At 72.5% G+C, this 2,695-nt stretch carries 2 protein-coding genes; one reads left to right on the top strand and one right to left on the bottom strand.

The genetic code is table 11. The features are described from left to right. Positions 1 to 169: 169 nt before the first annotated feature. Positions 170 to 1,279, bottom strand: coding sequence for an ROK family glucokinase (locus tag ACFUEL_RS38095; RefSeq protein ID WP_380242562.1), 1,110 nt, complete (start codon positions 1,277 to 1,279; stop codon positions 170 to 172). A gap of 237 nt (positions 1,280 to 1,516) precedes the next feature. On the opposite strand from ACFUEL_RS38095, the gene ACFUEL_RS38090 reads away from it, so the two are divergent. Beyond that, a complete protein-coding gene (locus ACFUEL_RS38090) occupies positions 1,517 to 2,650 on the top strand; it encodes an alpha/beta hydrolase (protein ID WP_380242560.1) in 1,134 nt (377 codons plus the stop codon). Positions 2,651 to 2,695: the final 45 nt, after the last annotated feature.

Raw genomic sequence — 2,695 nt, 5'->3', positions numbered from 1 at the left:
GGCGGTGACGAGCGCGAGGACGGGGACGAGACGGGCACGCATGCGGCCTCCCTGGGTCGGCGTCGGTCCCCCGTTGTCCCACACCCGACGTGCACCGGACAACAGGCGCGTCGGCCATCCGGGGCGGTTTTCACCGGGCGTTGACGCGGCGTCAACACCGGTCCGCGGATCAGCCGTTGCCCGCGGGTCGTTCCACCCGGCGGCGCTTGACGGTGCGGAAGCGGCGGGCCACCTGCCGGGCCAGGTCGGCGGCGCCGACCAGTCCGGCCTCGTTGCCGAGGTCGGCGTGCACGATCTCGGCCTCGGGGCGGAAGCCGCGGCCGGTCAGGGTGCGGCGGAAGGCGTCCCGGGCCGGGCCGAGCAGCAGGTCGCCGGCCTCGCTGACGCCGCCGCCGACCACGAAGCGGCCGGGGTCGAGCGCGGCGGCCAGGTTGGCGATGCCGACGCCGAGCCAGCGGCCGACCTCGTAGAGCAGCTCGACGGCCACCGCGTCGCCGTCCCGGGCGGCCTCGGTGACCAGCGGGCCGGTGATGCCCAGCGGGGTGCCGCCGGCCCGGGCCAGCAGCGGCTGCACCACCGGGGACTCCTCGGCGGCCAGCCCGCGCGCCTCGCGCACCAGCGCGTTGCCGGAGGAGTACTGCTCCCAGCAGCCCCGGTTGCCGCACGGGCAGCGGTGGCCGCCCGGCACCACCTGCATGTGGCCGAACTCGCCCGCCAGGCCGTGCTTGCCCCGGTCGACGTGGCCGTCGCGGACCTGCGCGCCGCCGATCCCGGTGCCCAGGGTGATCATCACCATGTGGTCCTCGCCGCGCCCGGCGCCGAAGCGCCACTCGGCCCAGGCCGCCGCGTTGGCGTCGTTCTCCACCACCACCGGGAAGCGCAGCCGGGAGCTGAGCGCCTGCCGCAGCGGTTCTCCGCGCCAGTTCAGGTGCGGGGCGAACAGCACGGTGGAGCGCTCGGCGTCCACCCAGCCCGCCGCGCCGACGCCGACGGCGTGCACGTCGTGCTTGTCGGCCAGTTGCAGCACCAGGTCGACGATGACGTCCTCGACCACCTTGGGGCTCTTGCTCTTGTCCGGGGTCTCGGTGCGCAGCCGCTCCACCACGCGGCCGTCCCCGTCGACCACGCCCGCGACGACCTTGGTCCCGCCGATGTCCACCCCGATGGTGGGCAGCCTCAGCACCCCGGCGGGCAGGGTGCGCCGGCGGCGCTCGGCGCGCGGGCCGAGGCCCAGCAGGTTGGGCAGGACGGGACGGGCGGGGCCGCTGGCACGGGTCACGGAACGAATGCTCCTTGATCGGGTAAAGGTTGCGCTCGGAGGTCGGAGGGCTGTGGGCGAACTGGCAGACTGGGCGCCGGGCACCCAGCGGATTCTCACGAAAAAGTGATGTTCCTCTCAGGTTTCCGCGAGTGTCGACAGCAACTGATCGAGTGTGTGACGCAGTCTGACAAGTGTGATGCGTGATCCGGGGGACCTTGCCCCGGACGGCCGGACGACCCGATTCGAGAGACCCCGATGCAGCTGACAGGCACCCCGTTCCTCCTCCTCACGATCGTCCTGGTGCCGGTCTCGATCGCGGTGGCGCTGCTGCTGTGGGGCCGGGTGCGCGGGCCGAAGCCCTTTCAGGCGCTCTCCAGGATCGTGATGCTGCTGTTCTGTCAGATCACGGCCGTCCTGATGGTCTTCGTCATGGTGAACAACGCCAACCTGATCTACGGCAGCTGGGACGACCTGCTCGGCACCGGCAACCACGTCCGCGCGGTGCCCGACCTGCGGACCGGGCCGGACGGCTCGGACGGCGCCGGCGGGCCCGGCAACGACGCGCAGCGCACCAAGGTGCTCCAGCAGTTCAAGCCGGTCGACGACCCGAAGGTGCCCGAGGACGTGCGGACCACCGACCTCAAGGGCGAGGTGTCCGGCGTCGACGGCGAGGTGCTGGTCTGGCTGCCGCCGCAGTACGACGACCCGGCGTACAAGGACAGGACCTTCCCCGTGGTGGAACTGCTGCCGGGCTGGCCGGGCTCCTCCAAGACCTGGTTCGGCACCCTGAAGGTCTCCGAGCAGCTGAAGCCGATGATGCGCGACGGGCAGGTCGCCCCGTTCATCCTGGTCTCGCCGCGCACCAACCTGCTGGGCGACAGCACCGACACCGGCTGCGCCGACGTCCCCGGCAAGGTCAACGCGGACGCCTGGCTCTCCCGCGACGTGCCGCAGATGGTCCTCGACAACTTCCGCGCCGACCCGTCGCCCGAGCGCTGGGCGGTGGCCGGCTACTCGGCGGGCGCCCACTGCGCCGCCAAGCTCGCCCTGGAGCACCCGAACCGCTACCGGGCCGGGATCAGCCTGTCCGGCTACAACGACCCCGCCACCGAGGGCAAGTCGCTGACCGCGAAGGACCCGCACCTGCGCGAGGTCTCCAACCCGCTCAACATCCTGAAGTCCGCGAAGACCCCGCCGAAGACCGCCCTGTACGTCAGCGGCAACAAGGGTGACGGCCTGGAGGCCGGCGAGGCCCTGAAGGCCGCCGCCAAGCCCCCCACCACCGTCACCGTCCAGGAGACCAGCGGCTCCCACAGCAGCGATGTCTGGAAGCCGATGGTCCCGGGCGTCTTCACCTGGCTGACCGCCACCATCCCCGTCCAGCACTGAATCCCCGTCCGGCACTGACCGCACCGCACGGGGGCGGGTCCGGGG

This window comes from Kitasatospora sp. NPDC057198 (assembly GCF_042670125.1).
Classification (GTDB): Bacteria; Actinomycetota; Actinomycetes; order Streptomycetales; family Streptomycetaceae; genus Kitasatospora.
Note: the sequence above shows the minus strand (reverse complement) of the source record. Positions and strands in the feature narration are given on the sequence as shown.